This window comes from Pseudomonas sp. TWI929 (genome assembly GCF_039673335.1).
In the GTDB taxonomy this organism is placed as follows: domain Bacteria; phylum Pseudomonadota; class Gammaproteobacteria; order Pseudomonadales; family Pseudomonadaceae; genus Aquipseudomonas.
Window position 1 is genome coordinate 14,019 of sequence record NZ_JBDJLK010000023.1, and the last position, 21,780, is coordinate 35,798.

Below are 21,780 nucleotides of genomic sequence, written 5' to 3' on the forward strand. Positions count from 1 at the left end.
CCCGGGCGCCCGGCTCAGCGTGATGTCTCTACTTTCAGCACCCCGATGTGTGCCGATCAGCTGGGGAGCCGGCTTGCCGTCGATGAGGCCAGCCCAGGCAGTAAAGGCCGTTGCGCCCGCCTCAAACCTTGAACCGCCCCACCAACGCCGTCATCTCTCCCACCAGCCCCGCCATCGCCTTGCTCGCCTCACTGGTCTGCTGCGCCCCCGCCGCCGAAAAGCTCGACAGCTCACGGATGTTCAGCAGGTTACGGTCCACCTCCCGCGCCACCTGCGCCTGCTCTTCGGCAGCACTGGCGATCACCAGGTTGCGCTCGTTGATCTCGCCAATTGCACTGTAGATGCCTTCCAGCACCTGCCCCGAGGCCAGGGTCACGTCCAGTGTCGACTGGGCGCGGCTGGTGCTGGCCTGCATCGAGGCCACCGCTGCTTCGGTGCCCGCTTGCACGCGGCCGATCATCTGCTCGATTTCCTGGGTTGATTGTTGCGTGCGGTAGGCCAGCGTGCGCACCTCGTCCGCCACCACCGCAAAGCCACGCCCGGCTTCGCCCGCGCGGGCGGCCTCAATGGCGGCATTGAGCGCCAGCAGGTTGGTTTGCTCAGACACTGAACGGATCACTTCCAGCACCTTGCCGATATCCCGCACCTGCCCGACCAGTTGCTGCAGGTGTGCGCTGCTGGTTTGAATTTCGCGGGTCATGGCCTCGGTGCCGTCGATGTTGTCGCTGACTTGCCGGCGGCTTTGCGCGGCCAGCTGGTTGGATTCACTGGTGGTCTGCGAGGTGGTGATGGCATTGCGCGCGACCTCTTCCACGGCGGTGGTCATTTCGGTAACGGCAGTGGCGGCCTGCTCCAGTTCCTGGCCCTGCTGACGAAGGTTGTTGGCGCTTTCTTCGGTGACCGTGTTCAGCGCGCTGGCGGCTGCGTCCAGTTGCCTGGCACAGCTGCTGATTTGCCCCAGGGTGTCGCGCTGGCTCTGCTGCATGCGCTCAAGTTCATGGAACAGCTGGCCGATCTCATTACTGCCCTGCCCCTGCACCGGTACGCTCAGGTCGCCGCCGGCAATACGCTGGAAGTGCCGGCCGGCTTCGCGCAACGGGTGCAAAACGCGCTGGGCAATGAAGGCCCAGCACAGCGCTGCCAGCAACAGCGTCGTGCCCAGCAGGCCTAGGCTCAGCAGTTGGGCGCGGGCCAGGCGCCGGTCGGATTCCAGCATGATCTGCTGGCCGCGTTCGCTCAAGGCACCCACCAGTTGTTGGCGCAGCGCCTGCAGCCGGCCCATGGCGTTGCCAGCGTCGGTGTTGACCTTGAAATACTGCTCGAGCGAGCGCTGGCGCGTCGCCTCACGCTGCCCGGCGACTGCCTTGGCATACTCGCCGTAGGTGGCTTGCAGCTGGGTAGCCAGCGCGTGCAGGGCAGGTTCGCGGGCATTCTCGACAAACGCGTCCACCAGCTGTTGGCTCTTGTCGATCAGCTCGACCGACAGCGCCATGCGCTTGCCGGCACTCTCTTCGTTGCCGCCCAATTGCTCGATGAAGCCTGAAGACACATTGGCGCTGGAGCGAATCGCCATCAGCAAGGCATTGTTCAACCGGTCCGATTGGCGCGAGGTCTGGTCCAGTTCGGTGATCTGCTGGTCACTGCCCACCGCTGCCCGCCAGGCACTGACGCTGGAAAACAGCAAGGTGAGGGTGAACAGCGACAGCACCCAGAACATTCCGGTGCGGATCTTCAGGTTGGCAAGCATGCGGGCAGTACTCCTTGTTGGCACCACTTCTGGTCGATGATTCGACGGTGGGTGTGCTGCTATCGGAGGTACTGGCACAGGCTTGAGGCGCGAGGAGGTGGTTATGGGCGGTAACCGAACAGTTGTTGACGGCCAGATACAGGGGAAAGGCAACACATTGCCCAAGCGGGAACTTCAACGCTCCGCTTCGGTCGATAGCATCCCCTCGCCCTCCGGCCAGGGGCTTGCCCAAGCCCTGTCGAGTCTACCGCCGATGCCCAGCACACCTGTTTTGTCAGCCTTGCTCCTGTTGTTCAGCGCAATCACGGCACAAGGCGCACTGGCCGGTGAGCGCTCGGCGCCCATGCGCAGCAACAATGCTTCGACCGCGCTGATCGAAACCGCCTCGCAACAGTATGCCGACGGCCAACTGGACCAGGCGGCAGCCACCCTGGAGCGCGCGCTGCACATACAGCCAAACAACCCGGCAACGTTGCACTACCTTGGCGTGCTGCGCCTTCAGCAAGGCCAGTATGAACAGGCCGAAACCCTGGCACTGCGCTCCAACCTGCGTGTCGGTGCCAACCATGCATTGCGCAATCGCAACCTGCAGCTGATAGAGGCCGCGCACAACGCCCAACGCTCAGGCATGTTGCCCACGGCTGCGCACTGACTGCTGGTCAGACACTGCGCGTCAGGCCACCATCGACCTTGATGTTCTGCCCGGTGATATAGGCGGCACCCTCACTGGCCAGGAAGGCAATGGTCGCAGCGATTTCTTCGCTGGTGCCATAGCGCTTGAGCGGCACGCTGTCGCGACGCTGTTCGGTCGCCGGCAGGCTGTCGATCCAGCCAGGCAGGACGTTGTTGATGCGTACGTTGTCCGCAGCATAGGTGTCAGCGAAAATCTTGCTGAACGCTGCCAGGCCAGAGCGGAACACTGCCGATGTGGGGAACATCTCGTTGGGTTCGAATGCCCAGGCGGTGGAGATGTTGATGATTACGCCACCCTGCTGCCGTTGCATGATCGGCGTCACCAGGCGTGTTGGGCGGATCACATTGAGCAGGTAAGTGTCCATGCCCTTGTGCCAGTCTTCGTCGCTGATCTCAAGGATCGGCGCGCGCGGGCCGTGGCCGGCACTGTTGACCAGCACATCGACACGCCCCCACTTGGCGACCACGGCATCTACCAGGCGCTGCAGGTCCTCGACCGACTGGTTGCTGCCGGTCACACCAATACCGCCCAACTCCTTGGCCAGCGCCTCGCCCTTGCCAGACGACGACAGGATGCCGACCTTGAAGCCGTCGGCGGCCAGGCGGCGAGCCGCTGCTGCGCCCATGCCACTACCACCGGCGGTGATGATTGCTACCTTTTCTACCGACATATTGCCTCCGTTGAAGACTTGACCATGTGTTTGCAAGTGCATTCACAGTAGCAGCCATGCAGGCATGGAGGGAGGCAGCCAGGCTTTGCCTAGCCAGTAGATTTTCTTTCGTCAACTTGGGCCTTCAGCCACGCCCTGACCGTTTGCAGGGCTGCAGGAGGCTGCCCCTTGCGCGGCCATACCAGGTAGAACGCCTTGTCCAGCCGCAACTGCTGGGGGAATACCTGCACCAGTCTGCCGGCGGCGATGTCGTCGCTGACGAAGGCATGGCTGGCCAGGGTAATGCCCTGCCCGCCAACGGCGGCTTCGATGGCCAGCGAGGTCTGGTTGAAACGCATGGCCTTCGCGGTGAGTGGTGGGTGGCCGGGGAACATCGCTGCGCAAAATTGCGGCCAGAAGTTGTGCGCGTCATGCAGTGCTACATACCGCTGCAAGGCCGCGAAACCATCCGGCGGGCCTGTATCAGCCAACAATGCCGGGCTTGCCACGGCGACCACTTGTGGTTCCATCAGCAACTCGGCGTTGAGCCCGGCGCCGAACGGCGGTTGGCCATAACGCACGGCCAGGTCCACGCCGTCGGTATGAAAGTGCGACAGCCGGTCGGTGGCCAGCACCCGCAGGTCGATGTCGGGATTGCGCTCGGCAAAGTGCCCCAGCCTGGGGATCAGCCATTTCGAGGCAAAGGTTGGCGTTACACTGACTGTAAGGTGGGAAGATGCCGGGCGTAGCAGCCGGGTGGCTTCGTCGATCATCGCCAAGGCGCTGCGCACACTGTTGCTGTAGGCATGCCCGGCATCGGTCAGGCCAAGGCCTCGTGGCAAGCGCTCGAACAGGCGCACCTCCAGGCCGGCCTCCAGCCCACGAATCTGCTGGGCAACGGCCGCCTGGGTGACGCCGAGTTCCTCGGCCGCCAGGCGGAAGTTCAAGTGACGCGCCACCACTTCGAACACGCGCAGGGCATTGAGTGATGGCAACCCGGGGAAACCTGCAGGCATGGCGATGATTTTTCTATTGGCTGATCGGCAGCATTGCGCCGAGGCTAACCCCTTCGGCCCAGGAAGTCGATGAAGTGCCAGCAAATGCCGTATGGGAAAACTATCGTTTGCCACCCGATGCCTGCCCCGTTAAAGTCGGCGCCAGGGCGCTGGCTGCGCCTGCGGTCCGCGCGAAGGGGTTGCCCGAGCCATGCGTCAGCACATTCTCATACCAGCTCCCGGCTTGTCGGCGGACCGAGCCCATAAGGAGTTGGCATGCCCGCCATCAATGCATCCCGCCACCACGGCCTGCTCGACCTGCCCGCCTTGCGCAAGCGTGCCAAGCGCCTGCTGAGTGCACTGAAAAACCACGAAGCTGACGACGTCCGCGAGCAATTGCGCACACTTGGCCTGCCCGGCCCCGACTACCGGCTTGCCGATACCCAATGGCTGGTGGCCCGCGAGGCCGGCTTTGCCAGCTGGCCCAAGCTCAAGGCCCATGCCGATGCCGTGGCCTTTGCCGTGCGTCACCCCGGCTTCGCCGCCGACGACGAGGCCGCCGTTCAGCATTGGCGGTGCGGTAATGACATCGCCCACAGCTTGCGTACGGCTGGTTTTGCCGGTGCCTTCCAGATGTTCGACGACCCGATGGTCATGGGGCCGGTACCGGCACTGCCCGAGGAGCAGTACTGGCAGGTTCGCAGCGCCTACGTGCAGCAGGCATTCAACCTGAGCAGCCATGACCTGGAGCAGCGCCAGGCAGCACAGCGCGCCGCACTGGCCGGGTTGAGCAGAAACAGCAAGCTCGTGCTGTGGTGCGAAGGTGATGCTTACGACCAGCTGTTCCTGATCCGCGTGCTCGCCAGCCTGCCCAGCCTGCCGCGCCGGCTTGAGCTGATCGAAATCAACCAGGTGCCCGGTGTCGAGCGTTTCATCGGGATCGGGCAATTGGCCCCGGACCTGCTCGCCTGGCTGTGGCCACAACGCCGAGCGCTGGGTGAGGATGCGCTGGCCCTGGCCCGCCAGGCGTGGGCGGCCTATACCGCACCAGCTCCCCAAGCCTGGGCTGGCCTGGCCGCCCGCCAGCATCCGGCCTTGCCGTTGCTGGGCGGGGCACTGGCGCGCCAGCTACAGGAACTGCCGGGGGCAAAAGATGGTTTAAGCCTTACCGAACGCCTGCTGCTGCGCGTGCTGGCGGCACGTGGTGAACTACCGGCCGGGCGTGTATTTGCCCAGTTGATGATGCAGGATGAGCCCCTGCCTTACCTGGGCGACCTGATGTTCCATGTGCTGTTGCAGCCCTTGATCCACGCCCCGCAGCCACTGCTTCTGGAGGGCCCGGGAGAAATCTGGGGACAACGACCGCTGCGGCTGACCCCGCTAGCCGAGCAGGTGCTCGCCGGGCAGGCGCACTGGCTCGACCACAGCCCTGCGCAGCGCTGGGTCGGCGGGGTGCTGGTCGATGCTGCAGACAAGCCTTGGGTGGTCAGCGAGCAAGGCGAAGTGTGGCGCCGGCAATAACCTGCATAACCAGGGGCCGCTGTGCGGCCCATCGCCGGCAAGCCCACAGGGCTAGCGCTCACCCAGCATTTGCGTTTCTTGCTCAAACTCCAGCCTTGCGCTGCACCTGTAGGAGCGGCTTTAGCCGCGAACACCGGCAAAGCCGGTGCCATGCTCCGCGGCTCAGCCAAACTTGCCTTTTAGCGATAAGCGAACTAATCCATTAGTTTCCAGATGCCCAGATGCAAGGAGCACAACCATGGCCCGCACCTTCGCACCGCTACTATTCACCGCTGGCTTGCTGGCAACCGGGCTGGCCACTGCTGGCGGCGAAGACTTGGCGCCTGGGCCGACAGTAGGCGATGGCCCGCTGCTCTGGCACAACGAGAGCCTCACCTACCTTTGGGGCAAGAATTTCAAGGTCGACCCACCCATCCAGCAGACCTTTACCTTCGAAAGTGCCAGCAACTGGACATGGGGAGACATCTGGTTCTTCGTCGACCAGATCAACTACAACGGCAAGGAAAGCGCCAGCAATGGCAAGAGCAGTTACTACGGCGAGTTCAGCCCGCGCCTTTCGCTTGGCAAAATCACCGGCGTCGACCTGGCCCTTGGCCCGATAAAGGATGTATTGCTGGCCAGTACCTATGAATTTGGCGAGGGCGACGTCGAAAGCTATTTGCTGGGCCCTGGCTTCGACATTGCCCTGCCGGGCTTCGATTACTTCCAGCTGAATTTCTACTACCGCAAGCCCGACGGCAACCGCGTACCGTCCGGCGCCTGGCAGGTTACGCCAGCGTGGGCCATTACCCTTCCGGTTGGCTCATCCGACATCCTGTTCGACGGTTTCATGGACTGGGTCGTGAACAACAAGGATGCGAGCGCCAGCCAACGCAACCAGTCTGACTATCATGCCAACCTGCACTTCAACCCACAGCTCAAGTACGACCTGGGCAAAGCCATGGGTTACGAGGCCAAGCATCTGTACATCGGTATTGAGTACGACTACTGGTCCGACAAATTCGGGATCAAGGACTCCCAATTCTTCACCACCGACCAGAATACCGTCAGCGCCTTGGCCAAGTACCATTTCTGAGTTGGTGTAGCTGCAAGGGCGTCTTCGCAGCACAAGGCTGCGCCTACAGGGCAGCCGGCAGCCCGAGTACACCCGGTAGCCTGTCCCGTGTCGCTTGGGTACACGGCTGCATCGGCTCGCGTAGCTCGTCGCCGATCACCCCCTGTAGCTGCAATGCCGCCTTGACCACAGCCGGGTTAGGCTCGACGAAGGCCATTTTTACCCAGGGCAGCAGTTGGTAGAACGTACCGCGCGCCGCTAGCCAATCACCCTGGTCGACCTGCTGCAGCATGCGCACATACAGCTCGGCGTGTACATGCGCCGACGCCGAAATAGCCCCCGCGCCGCCCAGGCACAGGTTATTGAAGATTTGCAGGTCTTCTCCGGCCAGCACCTGGGCGTGGCCGTCCTGGATCAGGGCCATGGTGGTCTCGCTATCGCCACCGCAGTCCTTGACCGCCGCAATGCGTGGATGGCGCACGATGCGCCGCAAGGTTTCACGCTCGATGCGCACCCCGGTACGGTAGGGAATGTCGTAGAGGATCACAGGCACCCTGGCGGCATCGGCCACGGTGTTGAAGAAGGCTTCGATGCCGGCCTGCGAAGGCCGGATGTAGCAAGGTGCAGGAACCAGAAGCCCGCCAATCTCGCGCTGCTGGATTTCAGCCTGGAAGGCCAACAGTTCGCCCAGGTTGTAGCCCGACAGTCCCATTACCACCCTGCCCGGCTCTACCCAGCCCAGCACGGCATCCAGCACGGCCAGCTGTTCGGCTTTGGACAGCGCCGCGGCCTCCCCCGTGGTACCGCACACCACAAAACCGGTCACACCCTCTGCGAGCAGCTTCTTCACCAGTTTTTCCAGGGCGGCGAAGTCGACTTCATTGGCGCGCAATGGCGTGACGAGGGCGATCCAGATACCACGAAAATTCGACATGCATAAACTCCTGATGTTGACCGAAAGTCAGCGTCAGCAGGGCGAAGAGTGGAAGTGGTCTGGCAGGGATACCTGGCGCCTTCTGTCTCGTCAGCCCACCTGACGAGACAGCGCGCCTCGGTCAGATGAGCGGCTGTTTCTTGGATTTCTTGGCAACGGCAACGCACGCGCCTGCCTGGGCAATGAAGCCCGAAGCGGAAATGGCGTGGTTGGATAGGGTCATGCTGGTAAGCCCGTTGCGTGGGTATGGCTGGATAATGGTTGAGCGACGGGGACGCTGTCAACCTTGGCCATGAGTCTTGCCTGTGCTGGCCTCATCGCCGGCAAGCCAGCTCCCACAGGTACTGCACAAGGCTTGAGGGCGATGAGGCCAGTACAGGCAACATAAGACAGCTACTCAACTGTGCATGGCCTCAAGCCAATGAGTGCGATGCAGTCAACGCCACTCGCTGTAGGGTTCCAGCGGTGTCACCGGCAGCGCCAGGTTGCCCCGCCATGGCTCGAACAGGTAGCGCAGGTAGAGCATGCCATGGCTAGGCGCATAGTCATCACTGTGCTGCCAGTCGAACCCGCCGCCCAACACCCACTGGTCGCTCAGGCGCCGTTCGAACAGGCCGCGCAGGCGGTAGCCCAGCCCACTGCTGTCGCTGGAGTCGATCATGGCATCGATGTTGGAGCCGTCGGCATACTGCGCCAGCACCTTGCGGTTGACGTGCGCATCCGGGTACAGCCGGCTGCGGCCGCTGTGGGCCTGGGACCAGCTGACGGAACCTTCCAGCAGCACCGACCAGTCGTAGTTGCGCCAGGCATAACTGACCGGCACGCCCACCGATGTGTAGCGCTGCGGGCTGTAGTAGCCGCCCTGCCCCAGGCTGTAGCCGCCCAGGTCCTTGTCATGCCGCCAGTGCATCAGCGTCAGGCCAACGCGAACACGCTCGTCAGCTTGATCCAGCACGCGATGGTAATAGCCGGCCATGGCGCGGGTGCGCTGGTTGTCGGCGACATTTTTGCCATACAGCCAGTGGTGCCCCAGGCTGGCCCAAACGCCGCTGTCACCGCCTTGGTCCCAGCTCAGGCCAAGCGTGGCGCCGTTGGCCGTAACCCCGCCCCAGTGCACGCCCGTCCGGCTGTCACGCGCCCCGGCGAACGACACCAGCGAGTTGCTCATCGGCCGCCGCGAAGCAGTCAGCGACCAGCCAACCTGGCCGAGGTCACCGTTGACCGTTGCGCCACCCAACCCGTTGTTGATCGCGTAGCCCTGGGTGGTACCCAGGTCGAATGCCCAGCGGCTGCCCTGCCAACCCAAAGCCAGCACACTGCCGTCAGCGGTTTGCGAACCGCCGGCGCACGCGGGCAGCGACTTACCGTCAGTACTCTGGCCAACAAACTGGCAGCTACCGTAATCCGGTGTGTAGCGCCCCTGGTCGTCCTTCTCGAACGACCCCGCATCCATGCCGATGCGCTCCACCCGCGCAAAGGCAGTGCCGTCCTGCCATGGGGTATCGACATGCAGCAAGGTCGACTGGGTACTCAGTTCGGACGTACCTGGCGTACCGTCGTCCTCGCGCCAGCCGTAGTCGTGCATCAGCGTCACATGGGTATTGCGCTGGCGATACAGTGCATCGACGTCACTGCGCAGGCTGCGCGCCAGCCAGTCATCGGCGTCTTGCTCGCGGCTGGCCAGCGTGAGTGCGCGATCATCCCGTGGCGACACGGCGGCACGCGCCAGTAACTGCGCATCTGCCATCGCCGCAGCGTAAAGGTCCAATGCCCGTTGCGGGTCATCTTGCGCCACCAGGCGGGCAGCATCGCGCCGCAACAACGGGTCGGGGCGGGCCTGCTGCGCGGCTATCCGCTCAAGCTGCCTGGCCGCCTGGTCATGCTCGCCCAAGGCCACCCAGACAGCCGACAGGCGCCGCTGGGCGTTGCTGTCATCTGCAGCCAGTTGTGGCACCTGCACGCCCAGCATATGCCGGGCCTGTGCCAGGTTGCCTTCGGCCACCGCACTTTCGATCAGCCCAAGGCGCGCTTCGGGTCGCCCGGGCTGTACGGCCAGTACACGCTGGTAATAGCTGCGCGCCTTGCCTGGCTCGCCGCGCGCTGCTGCCCATTCGGCCAACAGCATCAGGTCGTCTGGGCTACCCTCGCCACGCGCCAGGCCTGCTTCGAGCAAGGCTGTCGCCTCGGCACTACGGCCTTGCGCCTGCAACTGCTGCGCCGAAGCCAGGGTCATGCGCCGCCGAATACGCTGTTCCAGTGCGTGCATATCTGTATTCCAGGCCGCCTGCGGCACTGCGCCCAGGCTGTCCAGGGCCAAGGCATCACGGTCGCTGGACTCCAGGAACAGGCCGTGGGCGTAGCGGGTTGCAGGGTCGTGCGGCTGCTGTTGCACAAGCCTGGCAAATGCCACGTCGGCCTCGGCGGTGCGCCCTTGGTGGCGCAGGCTGTTGGCCAACTGATAGACCAGCCAGGGCTCATCAGGGGCCAAGGCAGTGGCCTGGCCCAGCACTTTGCTGGCTGTCGACCAGTCCTCGCGTTGCAGCGCCTGGTCCGCTTGCTGGCGCAGACGTGCAAGCGCCAGGCTGCGGCGCAGGCTGGCGAACTGCGCTTGCTGGCGGGGCGGCAGGCTGTCCAGGTAGCCCTGTGCCTTGTCTGGCGATTGCGCCTGGTACACACGCATCAGGCCACGCACGGCGCTTTCGTTGTCCGGCGCCATACGCCGAACCTGCAAATACTGCCGCTGCGCCGCAGCTGCATCGCCTTCGGCCCAAGAGACATCCGCCAAGCCCAACAAGGCGAACGTGTCGCCAGGGCGTTGCTGACGTGCCTGCTGATATTGTGCACGCGCTGTTCGCAGGTCCTTTGCCTCAAGCGCGCGGTCGCCCTTCTGGAGTACCGCCCAATAGCGGCTAACCAACTCCATGTCGTTCCATTTGCTGATCTTGTAGCTGTCCTGTTCCTTGGCAGTCGCTATGCGCAATGCGGTGTTGGCATCCTCGTAGCGCTTTTGCGACATCAAGGCATAGCCCAGGGCGCCATGCAGGCTGGCGTCATCCGGGTACTGGCGCAAGGCCCGGCGCAGCTGCACTTCGGCTTCGGCAGCGCGGCCCTTGTCGAGCAATGCCTTGCCCCGCTGGCCAGCTTGCCAGGACGGGTCCGCCAGCAGGTTACGCTGCTGTTGCAGGGTCTCGCTGGCCTGCGCCTGCAGCGGCGAGGCCGGGTAGCGCTGGAGAAAGGCTTGCCAGGCTGCCGCGCTGGTGGCGCTTACCGCTTGCCCGGACAGATAGTCGAACTCACGCTGGGCAGCGGCATCCCGTGCACCGGGGTCGCGTGCCAGCTGATCGAGTAGTGCCAATGCTTCGCGGTCGCGATTTTCGGCGAACAACCAGCCGGCCAGGGTCTGGCGCAACCCGGCACTGCCTGGGTACTGCTGGTCAAGTTGCTGCAACTGCCTGATCGCTTCAGGGCGTTGGCCTGGCAGGTTGCCACGCACACGCCAGTAGTCCAGGGCCAGCTCAAGGCTGGGAGGTTCACCCGCGAACAACTGCTCATAAGCCACCAGCGCTTGCTCGTTGCGCCCGGTAACGGCCAGCAGCCGCGCTTGCTGCAAGCGCCGCGCGGTGTCTGGCTGCTGCAGCGCCAGCAGGCGCGTGGCCTGACGTGCCTGCTGGCTGCCAGGCGCGATGGCACTGATCCGGGCACTCAACTGCTCGGCCTCGACGCTGTTCTTCTCGCGCAGCGCCAGGCTCAAGGCCGCCAACAACACATCCGGGTTGCGTGGCTCAAGCAACTGCAGGCGGCCCAGTGCATCGCGCACCAGGTCGTCACGGTGCAGCGCTTCGCCACGGCGTACCTGGTCCAGCAACCATTGCCGCTGTTCACTGGCATCCTTGGGTTGCGCCGCGGCCTGGCCGGCGACTGCCGCCAGCACCAGCACGCCGATCATTCGCTGCATGGCGCACTCCAGGCCGGCAACAAACGGCCGTGCGGGTCAAACCGGTAACGGCCTTCGTCCCAGCCCTGGCCAAACAGCGCCAGCACCTGGCTGTAGTACGCTTTGGCCTCGACCGGCTGCTCGTGCAAGCGCTGGCGCTGGGCCGCCAAGGCCACCACATGCTCCGGCGACGCTGCCAGCAATGGCAGCAACGCCGCAGAAAACCCCGCCGGGCCATGGCCGCTGGCCTTACCGCTGCGCGCATCCACCTGCTCGGGTGGCAACCCTTGGCTTTGGGTCAAGGCCGCCATCGAGGCATAGTGGGCCACCAGCTCGGTACGCTGCGCCGCATCCTTGGCCAGCATGCCGACCCACAGGTAAACACGGATGGCGTCGTAGTCACCGGCGCTGCCATGTTGCGGGTCTGCCGCCAGTTCACCGGCCGGCGTCCACAGCAGCCAGTCCGGGGCAAAGCCCTTGGGCGACGAAGCCAGCCACAAACGCCGCGTGTTGGCTGCCAGCTCGCCCCACAGCGGGTCCACCTGGCTAAAGCGGTCGAACAATTGCAGCGGCAGGTAGCTCGGGTTCAAACGGGTGCCACGGGCATCCTCGAAGCCATAGTCACCCGGCAGCAGCATCACCCCCAGCCCCGGCAGCTTGCGCAGGGTCTGCGCGGCAATGCGCCACAGCAGGCGCTGGCCCAGTTGCGTATAGGCCGGCTCGCTCCACAGGCGCCCTGCCTCCAGCAAGCTGTAAGCAATCCACAGATCGGCGTCACTGGCGTTGTTGGCATCCAGCACCTGCCACTGTTGCTGGCCGTTACGGCCCCACAGCCAGGCCGGCAGGTGCTTGGCCAAGTCGCCTTCGGCCAGGTTGTTGCTGGTCCAGCGCAGCAACTGCGCGAAAGCCGGCCGGTCATTGCCCACCAGGGCGAAGAACAGCGCATAGCTCTGCCCTTCCGAGGTGGTGATCAGGCGCTCATCGCTGGGGTCGATGACCCGCCCGTCGACACTCACCAGCTCGGCCTTGAAGCGGTCCCAGGCCGGCCACGGGCAGGTCGGCGCGGCACTAACGAAAACGGGCAAGCCCAAGGCGACCAACCCTGCCAGCCAGTGGCGCATCATCATTGCGCCTCGCCCAGGCGGCGCCAGCTCGCCCAGCGCAGCGCCCGCCATAGCAGGAAGGCGAACAGCACCACGCAGGTGGCCGCGATAGCCGCGAGCAGCACCGGGTGCTCGGACAGGTGGTACCACAGCAGCAGCCACCACGGCAGTGCGCCAACAAAGTAGTAGTCACCGACAAACTGGCTGCTCACACCGCTGCTGCGCACCAGCGTCACCGAGCCGGCCACGGCATCGAGCTTGCCTACATCGCCGAGCACATCACGCAGCAACGCATATTCGCTGTCGCTGTTGGCCAGCAGGGCAACAACACTGCGCTGCTCATGGAACGGCGACTTGAGCCCGGTGATGGCCGCAATAGGCCCCTGCGCGCTGACTGCCACGCGGCTGCTGGCGGCCACCGCAGCAGTATCGAAACGCTGGCTGCCCGCCAGCCCGGTGCTACGGCCTTGCAGCAGCCAGTCACGCTGGGTGCTGAGCAGCAGGCCAAGGTTGGGCGCATCGCCCAAGGCCTCGGGCAGGCTGCCAATCATCAGCAAATCGGCATCGGCCGCTGCTGCCTGCTGCCAGTCATCAGCCAGCTTCAGGCCAAGTGCCGGGTAGCCGATCTGCCCGGCCAGCCCGCCCACGGTGTCGAGCAAGGTGCCAACTTGCATCGCCGTGGGCTTGGCCGGCACGAGGGCGAGGGTCTCGGAAAGGTCGGCCATGCGGCTGAACGGGAAGCCACTGCGGGCAAATGCGCGCAGGTCGGGCATGGCGATGTAGTGGTGGTAACCGGACAGGTCGATGGTCGAGTTGTCGTCGATTGCCGCACGCACGTCTACCGGCAGCGACGTCTGGCAGCGGTCGCGCTGGGCACTACCCAGCGTGCTGGCAAAGCTGAAATCGAAGCGCAAGCGGTTGCGGTCGCCGATCTTCAACGCCGGCACCAGCGACTTCTCTGTCAGTGCAGTGCTGTCACCGGACAACACCGCCAGGCGCATTTCTTCAAGCGTGCCGCCACGCCGGTCATTGCCCACCAGCGGCATGCTGGTGATGTACTGGTCATTGACGCTGATGCTCAGGCGCGATTCGTCGGTCACTGCAGGCGCCGTGTAGCGGTACAGCGTGCGCAGCGCAATACCCTGGTTGCGCCAGACAAACAGGTCGGGCGGCAGGTTCAGCTCCAGCGTAACCGGCCGCGGTTGCAGGCCACTGACCTGCAGCTGCTCAGGGTAATCGAGCAGTTCGGCGAAGCGCACCGGCCGGTCAGTACGCGTCCAGTTCGGCGCATCGTAGGGCTGGCGCGGTTGCAGCGCGGTCATCTGTTCCACCTTTACCCGGGCCCCGCGGAACAGGTTGTTGCCAACCGCCAGCGCCGAGGCTGCCTTGACCAGGTCGTCATCGTTGCGGCCCAGCACCAGCAGCACTTTGCTGAAGCGGTCGTGCGGGTGGTCGATCATCTGCAGTACCGGGCCGTCGACCAGCGGAAACTGCTGCAGGTCGGCCAGGAATGCCGGGCGACGGTCATTGGTCGCGAACACGATGCTCGGCGCGGGCTTGGCGACGCGGGCCGGCAGGCTGTTGTACAGCACCGGGAAGGTTGCCTTGCGCCAGCCGGCCTGGCTGCCGAAGTAGGACGCCAGGATCGCCGCCGCACGCTGCTCACCCAGGCTCGGCACGCCGCTGAACACCACCGGCAGCACTACCTTGCCAGTGTCGCGGGCGTCAAAGAACGGCAGCGGGAAGTACGCCAGGTCGTTGTCCAGGGCTAGCGCCTGCTCGTGCAACTGCACCTGGCTCTTGCGGTTCAGGTTCAGCCACAGGCCGCTGTGCGCCGGGTCTTCGCAGATATCGGTGTAATGCCCGACGAACTCCAGGCGTACCCGGTTGAAGTCGCTGAGCAGCTTCGGGTCCAGCGGCAACTGGCGGCGTACGCGCTGGCCCAGTTGCTCCTTCTCCACCGGCACCACGCCCATCAGTTCGTCGTTGAGGTACACGCGCAAGTGCGAAAGGTTTGGCAACAACGCGGGCGAAGGCGTGTAGTCCAGTTGCAAGCTGGCGTCGGTGGCCAGGCGGTCGCGACGCAGGCCGAACTCGATATGCTCGCTGTTGCGCACCCCCAGCAGCAGGCTGTCGGACGCATGCCCGAGCTGCTCGAAGGTTTTCGTCACCGGCCAGTTCGGTACCGTGGGTACGGCGGGCTCGGCAAGCGGGGCCACAGTGGCGGCAGCGGCGCTTTGCGACAAGGCGGCAAACAGCGCCATCGCCAGGCCCCAGGTGCGCGCGGGATAACCAGTCATCATGCGTCTCGATCAACAGGGTTCATAAAAGGGAAAGGCCGCGGCGTGCGGGGCCTGTAGCTGGCAAGCCAGTGCACCAGCAGGCGCAGTGGGCGCAACCACGCCCGCAGCCACGGCGGCATGTGCTCGAGCAGGCGCAAGTAACCCCCAGCGCCCAGCTTCAGCACATCGACCAGGCTGCGCAGCGGCCGCTCGACCTCATGCTGCTCGTTCCAGCCAAGCCAGGCATCGGCACGGGCAAAGGTGCAATGCACCAGGTCGATGCGCTGTTGCTGGCTGAGGTCGTGGAACACCAGGCCCACGTGCTGCCCGACGGTGCGGGTGACACAAGCCTGGAAGGCGAATTCGCGCTGGCCCCGGTTGAGCAGCAGGCGTACCTGCGCCCCCGGCTGCAGCGCCAGGCCCTGATGCAGCTGCAGGCCGACACCGCCGTCGGAATAATCGACCAGGTTGCAGGGGTAGGCGTGACCGCTTGCCAGCACCAGCCCCGCCGGCAGGCGCATTTGTACCCGGTGGGCACGGCGCACCTGGCGCACTTCGGCGGCCACGGCAACCGCGCCACCAATGATCAGCAGGTTGTAGACCACCCACAGCGAGCTGACGATCACCGTGCCGACTTCCGCCGCCGGCCCGGTGAACAGGCGCCAAACGGCAAAACCCAGGCCAGCCACGTTGAGCGCCGCCAGCCACAGGTAAGGCTGGGCGATACGCCAGTCGAACTGCTCGTGCTCCATCAGGCCGCCCTTGGCGGTCACGTTGAACTTGCCCTTCTTCGGCGCAAACAGCGCGACCGTGGTCGGCCGTGCGATGTACCAGGCCAGCACGGTCTCGTAGACCTCGCCCCAGAAGGTTTGCCGGTACTTGCCCTGCATGCGCGAGTTGGTCAGGCTGGCGTGGATCATGTGCGGCAACACGTACAGCAGGATCATCAGCGCGGGCGCATAGATGATGTAGGCATGCAGCAACAGAAACGCCAGCGGCGCGGTCAGGAACACCAGCCGCGGCAGGCCGGCCAGGAAGTGCAGCATCGCGTTGGCATAACACACCCGCTGGAACAGGCTCAGCCCACGCCCGAACAGCGGGTTGTCGGTGCGGAAGATCTGCACCATGCCACGGGCCCAGCGAATACGCTGGCCAATGTGCGCCGACAGGCTTTCGGTGGCCAGGCCGGCCGCTTGCGGGATGCTCAGGTAAGCCGACGACCAACCTTGGCGGTGCATGCGCAAGGCGGTGTGGGCATCTTCGGTCACGGTCTCGACGGCAAAGCCGCCGATGCTCTGCAGTGCGCTACGGCGCAGCACGGCACACGAGCCACAGAAAAACGCCGCGTTCCACATGTCGTTGCCGTCCTGGATCAGGCCGTAGAACAACTCGCCTTCATTGGGGCGGCGGCGGAACGAACCCAGGTTGCGCTCGAACGGGTCAGGCGAGAAGAAGTGGTGCGGCGTCTGCACCAGCGCCAGTTTCGGGTCCTTGAGGAACCAGCCCACGGTCAGCTGCAGGAAGGAGCGTACCGGCACGTGGTCGCAGTCGAAGATGGCGATCAGCTCGCTGTCGGTTACGCCCAGCGCATGGTTGAGGTTACCGGCCTTGGCGTGTTTGCTGTCTGGCCGCACGATATAGCCCACCCCCACTTCATCGGCGAACGCGCGGAACGCATCGCGCCGGCCATCGTCGAGGATGTAGATGCGCAGGCACTCGCGTGGCCAGTCCAGGCCCAAGGCCGCCAGCACCGTCGTGCGCACCACCGACAAGTCTTCGTTGTAAGTGGGGATCAGCAGGTCGACGGTCGGCCACTGCTGCGGGTTGGCCGGCAAGTTCGCCGGTTTGCGCTGCAACGGCCAGCAGGTCTGGATGTAGCCCAGAATCAGCACGAACCACGAATAGGTCTCGGCCGCCAGCAGGACCAGCCCGCACACCAGGCCAGTGGTGTCGTTCCAGTTCAGGGTCGAGGTGTAGCGCCACCACAGGTAACGGCAGGAAATGATGGTCGACAGCACGATTAGCATCAGGGTCGGGAAGCGGCCCGGCATGTGCCGCACCAGCATGGCAATACCCAGCAGCAGGCAAATGAACACCAGCTGCGCCAGGTAGCCGAACGGCTCGGTCACGCACAACACGGCCAGGCTGATGGCGCACAGCGTCAGCACGCTGTAGAAGGCCCGCCGGGCGAACTTGCTCAAGCCGCGCAGGCGCGCCGAGGCTGCATGTTTGAAAGCACTGGCGCGGTAGCGTGCGGGCACCTGCTGCAGCCTGTCGATCAGTTGGCCGCGGCAGTAACGCACAACGTGCTGCACACCGCGCAGTTGCGCAGCCACTACGGCGAAGGCGCGGCGTGCAGTGCCTGGTTCGCGTGGTACCGGTTGGCGGCGCAGCAGCAGCCACAGGCTCTGGATCAAAAACCGCACAGGGTCGCCCAGGCTCGGGCGTTTGCCCGCCAGCTGCGGGTACAAGCGCTGACGCTGGGCCAACAGGGCCTGCCAGGCCGGCGACTCCAGGCGCAGGAACAGGAACGCCAGCCACACGCCAAGGGTAAACAGCCAGGCAACCGGCCGCCGTGCGCCGCGTGCGCTGAACCAGGCGCAGGCAGACAACGGGTTCAAGGTCACGACTGGCGCCTCGTCAGGCAGCGCACCGCCAGGCTCTGCACATCCCGGCAGGCCAGGCTCTGCGGCGCGTAATGGCCCAGCGGTGCCTTGCACGCGAGGGCCTCGAGAAAGGCCTCGTCGCGGTGCACCAGCTGGATCGGCAAGCGGTCGCGGAACACGTCACGCCACACCATCAACAGGTCACTCTGCAAGCGGCTGGCCGGGTCGTAACGGTTGACCAGCAGCAGGTCGTAGTGCTCGAGCGGTCGGCGCCCGAGCAGCAGGTGGCAGGCCATCTCGGCCTCGGCCACCAGCACCTGCACATCGGCTTCGACGCTGTAGCCAGCGGCATTGGCCGGCGGCTGTGGCAGGTCGAACAGCAACCAGTCGAAGTGCTCGGCCAGTTCGGCCTGGCGAGTGCGCCAGGCCACAGCGTTTGCCAGCGGCGCCGGCGTGCCGACGGGCAGGTTGCCGAACGGCATCAGGCACAGGCCATCGAGCACCTCATACACGGCATCGCTGAGCGGCCGCCCTTCCCGCTCGGCAAGCGCCCAGCCCTCGCACGTGTCGAGCGGCAGGTTGAAGTGCAGCCCGAGCAGGTTGCTTGGGCACAGGTCGATCAGCAGCACCCGCTCGCCCACGCCCTGCAGCGCATAGCCCAGCGCGGCCAGCAAGGCACTGCGCCCCAGGCCACCGCGTACGCCATGCAACGCCAGGCTGGTCATGACGACACCACGTTGTGCGGCGATGCAGTTGCATACAGCAGGCCCTGGGCGCCGGCCCGGCAGCTCTCAGCCAGCAACGGCCAGCGCTGCAAGGCCTGCTGGACACCCACCAGCATGGAAATGTCCTGGTAGCTCAGCCCCGGCATCTCCAGGTGCTGGCGCAGTTGGGCAATATCGTCGCTACGATCGGCGGGGTCGGCGTTGCCAGGCGTCATGGGCGCTCCTTGGGGATGGGCTGCCAGTCGGTCTGGCCTTGCAGGCGCATGTAGGCGCGCCCCTGGTAGTTCAGAACCTGCGCACCAGAGGTTTCGGCGACTGGTTCGGTGGTCGGCAGGTCGGTCAACAGGCTGGGAACATCCAGCACCTGCTGCTGGCCAAGGCCCGCATACACGCGCGAGATAAGCTCGGACAAGGCCAGGTAGCTGGTAGGTGCCGAAACGCGCAGCGGTTCGCCGCGGGCAGGCTGCCCCATGCCGATGAACTTGAGGCCGACCGGTACATGGGTGATCGACGGCGTGGGGATTTCGCGCATGCCCGACAGCTGCATGCGGTCGCCATGCAGCGCGGCACCATGCTCCGGGACAATGGCCACCACCACCCGGCGGCCGCTGCGCTCCAGTTCATCGAGGAAGCTGCCAAGCTCGCCGAACAGGCGGGTGGCGCGGGTGGCGTAATCGGCCACGCGAGTGCCGCCGTCGGCGGTGACGATGCGGTTGCCGTCATGCAGGCTGATGCTGTTGTAGAACAGCGACACATGCTCGGCCGGGGTCCCTTTGCGCTGCCCCCACCAGCGGCGCAACACGTCCAGGTCACTGGCAATGGGCGAGTCGTCGAAACCCACCAGTGCGCGTGGGAAGTCGGTACTGCGCATGCCGGGTTGCGGCATGCGCTGCTGGGTGATGTCGCCAATGAAGTTGTCGAACCGGCCGCTGTGGTTGAGCAAGGTGTTGCTCTGGAAACCAAGCCTGGCCAGGTTCTGGAACAACAGGCATTGTTCCGGAGCGGGCTGGTACAGGCCCGCGTGCGACGACTGCCCGCAGCTGGCACGCAACAGGCGGATGGCGGCCGGCCCGCTGTAGGACGTAGCCGAGTTGAACTGGTCAAAGAGCACGTCCATGCGCGACAACAGCGGGTTGTCCTGCAGCCCGACGGCGGACAGGTCGTCCCAGGCCAGCGAACAGATGTTGATCACCAGCAGGTCGAACGGCTGCTCATCTGCGTTCACGGCTGGGAACGCCGTCACCCGCTCGCGCTCACTGCTGAAGAACCGCTCAAGCCAGCTGTCGAGCGTGGCATTGTCGGCAAGCGCTTTGGCCAGCACCGGCTCGCTCGAGCTGCCAGCAACTGCGCTCGGCGCCTGGCCCGCGACCAGCGACGGCAAGCCGCCAACGGCCAGCCAGGCCAGCCCCAGCAGGCTCAAGGTACTCAAGCGCAACCAATGGCGCACGTACAGGTAGCCCACCAGCAACAGCGCCAGTGCACCCAGCAGCTGCCAGTTGATGAAGCGGCCCAGCAGTTCGAGCAGGTAGCCCCACGAAAAATCCAGCACCCCTGGCTGCGCCAGCAGGCGGCTGAAAGGTGGCAACCAGGTGTCCTGGTAGAACAACGCGATGCCAAGCGGTACGGCCACCAGCTGCCGCGCAATGCGCAGCCACTTGCCCGGCAACGGGACCAGCAGAAACGCAGCGAACAGCAGGTTCGGCAGCGCCTGGAAGTCGAGCATGCCCAGGGCGACCAGCAGGAACTTGGCCAGGAAATAGAGGTTCCACCCTCCCAGTCCAGGCCAGCGGGCCAGTACCGGGAGGGTGGCTGTGGTATTAGTCATTGCGCGGTTCCTGGCGTGCTGCGCGGTGGCGTACGCCCAACGGTTTCAGAAAACGGGGGGCAAGGCGGCGGCGCAACCAGCCACGCAACACGGCGTGCAGGCGCAGCACCAGCAGGGCCAGGCCCAAGGTAACCAGCGCCGTAATGCCGATTACTTGCAGCAGTTGCACATAGTTCATGCTGTGCCCCGCTTGCCCAGGGCAACCTTGCGCGGTGCCAGGGGCGGCCTCTTCAGAGCAGACAGCTGCGCCGCCGGGCCCGGCTGTGGTGGCCGAGGCACGCGGTCGTCGAGGAAGGCCTGGGTGTTCAGGCTGTCGACGTCGGCAAGCAGCTCCTGGCTGATGAACAGCTCTTTCCACGACAACTGGAAGATGTGGTCAAGTGCCTGCTCGACGCCTTCGGAGCGGCAGGCGAACAGGAACAGGAACAGCACATCGCCAACCACACAGACGATGTCGCCGTCGCGGCGGAACACCGTGCGCGAGCATGCCTGCAGCGGGGTCAGGCCAGGGGCCGGGCGCAACACCAGCAATTGGTGGACGATTTCGCCGTTACGCACCCCGTGCCACATGGTCTGCACGGCTTCGGCGAACGCACGGGGTGCCACCAGCCCGCAAATGGCCAGAGGCCGGAGGCGTGCCAGCAAGGCATCGAAGTCACCTGGCAGGTGCCGGCGCCAGACGTAACCCTGGATGCTCTCGACCATGGTCAAAAAGCGCGACAGGCTGGCGCCGAATGGCACGATCTGGCTGGCGCCGCAGGCCAGCAGCAACTGCTCATCCTGATAGCGCAAGGTCGGCGCCATCTCGCGCACCACCAGTTTCAGGGCATTGCCGCGCAACTGGCGCAAGCGGTGCAACTGGCGCGCCAGGCTATCCAGGCGCTGCCCACCGTCCATGGCGAATATCACCGTGGCGGAAACCGCCCGGCTGGCTTTGGCACCCAGTTCGTCAAGGTTTTCGCAGACTTGCCAGTGTTCGGAGAAAGCGGGCGCACCCTCCAGGACCGGGCGCTGGGCCAGGCATAGCAGCTCATCGCCACCGGTGTGGCTGGGGGCCTGCGGCGCGCTGGCAGCGGCAAAGCCTGCGTTCAGGCGCACCAGTTCAACGTCACGGGTGCCGGCCTTGCCGAGCGGGTTGCTCCAGAAATGCTGCAGGTAGCGCACCCCGCCTTTGCCGCGGTACACCTGGGCCAGCCCGTCGATGCCCTGGTTGAACGCACGCAGGTGCTCCACCAGCCCGGCGCTCTGCCCGCTGCTGATAACCAGTAGCAGCGCAGCCTCGGCCAACAACTGCGGGCGCAGCCTATTGCACCAGCGCTCGACAGCGCCTGCCGCCCAGATGTCGGCAGGCGCCAGCAGCACGAGCATGCGCCCGGGCACGTCGATGCGCGGCAGATCATCGACCAAGTGCAGGGTGGCTTGCGCGCTGGCCTCGTACAGTGCGAGTTCGCCCGGGCCCTGCTCCGCATCGAGCGCCCCCAGCACGCCAGCCATGGCTGGCGCATCGGCAATCAGGGTTGCTTTAGTGTGTTCGGGCATCCCCCCGAGCACTTGGCGGCATAGCAAGGTGGCGTCTTCTGCGGTGTCACAGGCCAACCAATACAGTCCTTGTACATGCAGTTGGCTGCTTTCGGCGCCTAAGCCGGAAATAGCCAAAAACGGCATTCCAATCGTCAAAACACTGGCTCTACATCAAAAAAATTAAAACGGT

Annotated in this window: 16 protein-coding genes; 3 read left to right on the forward strand and 13 right to left on the reverse strand. The window is 65.0% G+C overall.

Annotated features, from left to right (window positions below; translation table 11 throughout):
• Positions 1–121: 121 nt before the first annotated feature.
• Complete coding sequence (locus ABE456_RS12220; RefSeq protein WP_346644148.1) at positions 122–1,747, reverse strand: methyl-accepting chemotaxis protein; 1,626 nt, start codon at positions 1,745–1,747, stop codon at positions 122–124.
• 271 nt (positions 1,748–2,018) lie between these two features.
• On the opposite strand from ABE456_RS12220, the gene ABE456_RS12225 reads away from it, so the two are divergent.
• Complete coding sequence (locus ABE456_RS12225; RefSeq protein WP_346644149.1) at positions 2,019–2,399, forward strand: tetratricopeptide repeat protein; 381 nt, start codon at positions 2,019–2,021, stop codon at positions 2,397–2,399.
• A gap of 7 nt (positions 2,400–2,406) precedes the next feature.
• Here the strand turns inward: ABE456_RS12225 and ABE456_RS12230 are convergent, their stop codons facing one another.
• Together ABE456_RS12230 and ABE456_RS12235 are read right to left on the reverse strand one after the other, a co-directional pair.
• Positions 2,407–3,111, reverse strand: a complete 705-nt coding sequence (locus ABE456_RS12230) for an SDR family oxidoreductase (protein ID WP_346644150.1) — start codon at positions 3,109–3,111, stop codon at positions 2,407–2,409.
• A gap of 89 nt (positions 3,112–3,200) precedes the next feature.
• The gene (locus ABE456_RS12235; RefSeq protein WP_346644151.1) at positions 3,201–4,106 is read right to left on the reverse strand and encodes a LysR substrate-binding domain-containing protein; all 906 of its coding nucleotides are present in this window, start codon (positions 4,104–4,106) and stop codon (positions 3,201–3,203) included.
• A 255-nt stretch (positions 4,107–4,361) separates the two neighbouring features.
• On the opposite strand from ABE456_RS12235, the gene ABE456_RS12240 reads away from it, so the two are divergent.
• Together ABE456_RS12240 and ABE456_RS12245 are read left to right on the forward strand one after the other, a co-directional pair.
• On the forward strand, positions 4,362–5,606 hold the full coding sequence (locus ABE456_RS12240) for a DUF1835 domain-containing protein (protein ID WP_346644152.1): 1,245 nt from the start codon (positions 4,362–4,364) through the stop codon (positions 5,604–5,606).
• Between the two features lie 238 nt (positions 5,607–5,844).
• On the forward strand, positions 5,845–6,681 hold the full coding sequence (locus ABE456_RS12245; protein ID WP_346644153.1) for an outer membrane protein OmpK: 837 nt from the start codon (positions 5,845–5,847) through the stop codon (positions 6,679–6,681).
• Between the two features lie 43 nt (positions 6,682–6,724).
• Here the strand turns inward: ABE456_RS12245 and dapA are convergent, their stop codons facing one another.
• The 10 genes from dapA to bcsE all read right to left on the reverse strand — a co-directional run bounded on the left by dapA (position 6,725) and on the right by bcsE (position 21,734).
• Positions 6,725–7,594: a 4-hydroxy-tetrahydrodipicolinate synthase gene (gene dapA / locus ABE456_RS12250; protein ID WP_346644154.1), complete on the reverse strand. Its 870-nt coding sequence runs from the start codon at positions 7,592–7,594 to the stop codon at positions 6,725–6,727.
• Positions 7,595–8,030: 436 nt separating this feature from the next.
• Complete coding sequence (bcsC, locus tag ABE456_RS12255) at positions 8,031–11,549, reverse strand: cellulose synthase complex outer membrane protein BcsC (protein ID WP_346644155.1); 3,519 nt, start codon at positions 11,547–11,549, stop codon at positions 8,031–8,033.
• On the reverse strand, positions 11,537–12,652 hold the full coding sequence (gene bcsZ, locus ABE456_RS12260; RefSeq protein WP_346644156.1) for a cellulose synthase complex periplasmic endoglucanase BcsZ: 1,116 nt from the start codon (positions 12,650–12,652) through the stop codon (positions 11,537–11,539). The genes bcsC and bcsZ overlap by 13 nt, the downstream gene beginning before the upstream one ends.
• Entirely contained in the window at positions 12,652–14,934 is a 2,283-nt protein-coding gene (bcsB, locus tag ABE456_RS12265; protein WP_346644157.1) for a cellulose biosynthesis cyclic di-GMP-binding regulatory protein BcsB, read from the reverse strand. Before bcsB ends, bcsZ begins: the two co-directional genes overlap by 1 nt.
• A complete protein-coding gene (bcsA, locus tag ABE456_RS12270; RefSeq protein WP_346644158.1) occupies positions 14,931–17,540 on the reverse strand; it encodes a UDP-forming cellulose synthase catalytic subunit in 2,610 nt (869 codons plus the stop codon). Before bcsA ends, bcsB begins: the two co-directional genes overlap by 4 nt.
• Positions 17,537–18,244, reverse strand: a complete 708-nt coding sequence (bcsQ, locus tag ABE456_RS12275; protein ID WP_346644159.1) for a cellulose biosynthesis protein BcsQ — start codon at positions 18,242–18,244, stop codon at positions 17,537–17,539. The genes bcsA and bcsQ overlap by 4 nt, the downstream gene beginning before the upstream one ends.
• Positions 18,241–18,459 carry a cellulose biosynthesis protein BcsR gene (bcsR, locus tag ABE456_RS12280; protein ID WP_346644160.1) on the reverse strand — a complete coding sequence of 73 codons (219 nt, stop codon included), beginning with the start codon at positions 18,457–18,459 and terminating at the stop codon, positions 18,241–18,243. Before bcsR ends, bcsQ begins: the two co-directional genes overlap by 4 nt.
• Positions 18,456–20,069: a cellulose biosynthesis protein BcsG gene (bcsG, locus tag ABE456_RS12285; protein WP_346644161.1), complete on the reverse strand. Its 1,614-nt coding sequence runs from the start codon at positions 20,067–20,069 to the stop codon at positions 18,456–18,458. Before bcsG ends, bcsR begins: the two co-directional genes overlap by 4 nt.
• Positions 20,062–20,247, reverse strand: coding sequence for a cellulose biosynthesis protein BcsF (gene bcsF / locus ABE456_RS12290; protein WP_346644162.1), 186 nt, complete (start codon positions 20,245–20,247; stop codon positions 20,062–20,064). The genes bcsG and bcsF overlap by 8 nt, the downstream gene beginning before the upstream one ends.
• On the reverse strand, positions 20,244–21,734 hold the full coding sequence (gene bcsE / locus ABE456_RS12295) for a cellulose biosynthesis protein BcsE (protein WP_346644163.1): 1,491 nt from the start codon (positions 21,732–21,734) through the stop codon (positions 20,244–20,246). The genes bcsF and bcsE overlap by 4 nt, the downstream gene beginning before the upstream one ends.
• Positions 21,735–21,780: the final 46 nt, after the last annotated feature.

Excerpts from the sequence above, each read along its gene's own strand:
- ABE456_RS12245 (WP_346644153.1), top strand. The coding sequence starts at position 5,845 with ATGGCCCGCACCTTCGCACCGCTACTATTCACCGCTGGCTTGCTGGCA.
- bcsF (WP_346644162.1), bottom strand. The coding sequence starts at position 20,247 with ATGAACTATGTGCAACTGCTGCAAGTAATCGGCATTACGGCGCTGGTT.
- bcsZ (WP_346644156.1), bottom strand. The coding sequence starts at position 12,652 with ATGATGCGCCACTGGCTGGCAGGGTTGGTCGCCTTGGGCTTGCCCGTT.
- ABE456_RS12240 (WP_346644152.1), top strand. The coding sequence starts at position 4,362 with ATGCCCGCCATCAATGCATCCCGCCACCACGGCCTGCTCGACCTGCCC.
- bcsC (WP_346644155.1), bottom strand. The coding sequence starts at position 11,549 with ATGCAGCGAATGATCGGCGTGCTGGTGCTGGCGGCAGTCGCCGGCCAG.
- dapA (WP_346644154.1), bottom strand. The coding sequence starts at position 7,594 with ATGTCGAATTTTCGTGGTATCTGGATCGCCCTCGTCACGCCATTGCGC.
- bcsE (WP_346644163.1), bottom strand. The coding sequence starts at position 21,734 with ATGCCGTTTTTGGCTATTTCCGGCTTAGGCGCCGAAAGCAGCCAACTG.
- ABE456_RS12220 (WP_346644148.1), bottom strand. The coding sequence starts at position 1,747 with ATGCTTGCCAACCTGAAGATCCGCACCGGAATGTTCTGGGTGCTGTCG.
- ABE456_RS12230 (WP_346644150.1), bottom strand. The coding sequence starts at position 3,111 with ATGTCGGTAGAAAAGGTAGCAATCATCACCGCCGGTGGTAGTGGCATG.
- bcsG (WP_346644161.1), bottom strand. The coding sequence starts at position 20,069 with ATGACTAATACCACAGCCACCCTCCCGGTACTGGCCCGCTGGCCTGGA.
- bcsQ (WP_346644159.1), bottom strand. The coding sequence starts at position 18,244 with ATGACCAGCCTGGCGTTGCATGGCGTACGCGGTGGCCTGGGGCGCAGT.
- bcsR (WP_346644160.1), bottom strand. The coding sequence starts at position 18,459 with ATGACGCCTGGCAACGCCGACCCCGCCGATCGTAGCGACGATATTGCC.
- ABE456_RS12235 (WP_346644151.1), bottom strand. The coding sequence starts at position 4,106 with ATGCCTGCAGGTTTCCCCGGGTTGCCATCACTCAATGCCCTGCGCGTG.
- bcsB (WP_346644157.1), bottom strand. The coding sequence starts at position 14,934 with ATGATGACTGGTTATCCCGCGCGCACCTGGGGCCTGGCGATGGCGCTG.